3 protein-coding genes are annotated in these 1,820 nt (G+C 66.7%); all 3 read left to right on the top strand.

Features of this window, described 5'->3' with window-relative positions; translation table 11 throughout:
- The first annotated feature begins 2 nt into the window (after nt 1-2).
- Nucleotides 3-623 carry a TetR/AcrR family transcriptional regulator gene (locus tag AB0E63_RS45085; protein WP_360380673.1) on the top strand — a complete coding sequence of 207 codons (621 nt, stop codon included), beginning with the start codon at nt 3-5 and terminating at the stop codon, nt 621-623.
- A 15-nt stretch (nt 624-638) separates the two neighbouring features.
- Nucleotides 639-1,097, top strand: coding sequence for an HIT family protein (locus AB0E63_RS45080; RefSeq protein ID WP_360380670.1), 459 nt, complete (start codon nt 639-641; stop codon nt 1,095-1,097).
- Between the two features lie 136 nt (nt 1,098-1,233).
- Nucleotides 1,234-1,820 (top strand): DUF222 domain-containing protein (locus AB0E63_RS45075; RefSeq protein ID WP_360380667.1); only part of this gene is annotated, 587 nt, incomplete at its 3' end.

Raw genomic sequence — 1,820 nt, 5'->3', positions numbered from 1 at the left:
CGGTGCCGCCGAAGCGCCGGCGGAACCGGGCCGCCCGCGAGCGGGAGATCCTGGAAGCGGCTGAGCGGATCTTCGGCGAGCGCGGTTACCAGGGCACGTCGATGGACGATGTCGCCGCCGACGTCGGGGTGTCGAAGCCGCTGATCTACCAGTACTACGGCTCCAAGGACGGCCTGTTCCTCGCCTGCCTCGCCCGCCTGCGCACTCAACTCCTGGAGACCGTGGCCGACGCGGTGATGGCCGCGACCGACGCGGAGGACGTTCTGTACGCCGGTTTCGTCGCCTGGTTCCAGTTCCTCGACGACCACCCGCAGGCGTGGTCGGTCCTGATCGACGAAGGCATGCTCAGCACCGGACCAGCCGCCGGCCCCGCCGCCACGGCCACCGACGAGGTCCGCGCCGCCTTCATCGAACTCATCTCCACCATGGTCCGGATGAACCTCCCACCCGGCCGCACCGCCGACGACGACGAGATCGAGATCGTTGCCCAAAGCATCTCCGGCGCCACCGAACGGCTGGCCATCTGGCGCAGCCGCGCCGCTGAACCACCCTCGCCGGAGAAGGTCGCCCGAACCCTCAAAGACCTCTTCTGGCAGGGCCTCCAGACCCTCCGCAACTCCTGAAGGCGCTGGTTTGCGGTGTTCAATCACGAACCACCTGGCTACGAATGCCCGTTCTGCCGACTGGCCGCCGGAGGCGAAGACCACCTGACCAGCCAGGCCGACATCGTCCTCCGGACCGACCGCGCACTGGCCTTCGTCGCCTCCCGCTGGTGGCCGAACAACCGCGGCCACGTCCTGGTCGTACCAACCGCCCACCACGAGAACCTCTACGACCTCCCGGCAGCCGACGGTCACGCCGTCCACGACGCTGTCCGAGAGATCGCCATCGCGATCCGCCGCACCTACGACTGCGATGGCGTCTCCACCAGACAACACAACGAACCAGCCGGCTACCAAGACGCTTGGCACTACCACGTCCACGTCTTCCCGAGATACCCCGACGACAACCTCTACAACACCAGGCACCTCCCAGACCCGGCCACAGCGGACGAACGCCGACCCTACGTACGCCGCCTCCGCGCGTACTTGGATTAGTTGCCAAACGCATCGGTTATCCACAGGTGCGAGCGGTTGTGGATGACTGGGTGCAGTCCTGTGGACAACTGAATCCCTTGAAAACAAGGGTTCCTGACTTTCGAAACTGTCGGCGGGTGTCTCTAGAGTTGCCGGTATGGAACTCCTGGGCGAGCGGCCGGTGTGGTCGATGAGTAGCAGCGAAAAGCTGACCACTCTCGACACCCTCGACGCCGAACTCGGCCGCCTGGAAACCTACCGCCTCCACCTCATCGCCGCCCTCGACCACGACGGTTACGCCGAGGAGATCGGCGCCCACGACACCGCCCAACTCCTCACCTTCCGCTACCGCCTCGACCCACCCCAAGCCCGCCGCGACCTCCGCCTCGCCCGCACCCTCCCCAAATACCCCACCGTCACCAACGCTCTACCCGACACCACGCCAGGGGCACAGGCAGAGGCATGGCCCGAGGCTGAGGTGTTCCTGCGCCCCGCCCAGGCCGAAGCCATCGTCTTCGCTCTCGAAAAGGTCCCGACCACGGTCCCCGCCGACAACCTCAACGTCGCCGAAAAAGAACTCGTCACCCTGGCCCGCCACCTCAACCCCGCCGAACTCCGCAAGGCCGGCCAACGCGCCCGCGACCTGCTTGACACCGACGGCCCCGAACCCACCGAACACCAGGCCTACGCACGCGAATCCCTGACCCTGACGACCGCCGACAACGGCGTGAAGTTCCGCGGCTA

The organism is Kribbella sp. NPDC026596 (assembly GCF_040638415.1).
GTDB lineage: Bacteria > Actinomycetota > Actinomycetes > Propionibacteriales > Kribbellaceae > Kribbella.
This window is presented reverse-complemented; position numbering and strand designations above follow the sequence as displayed.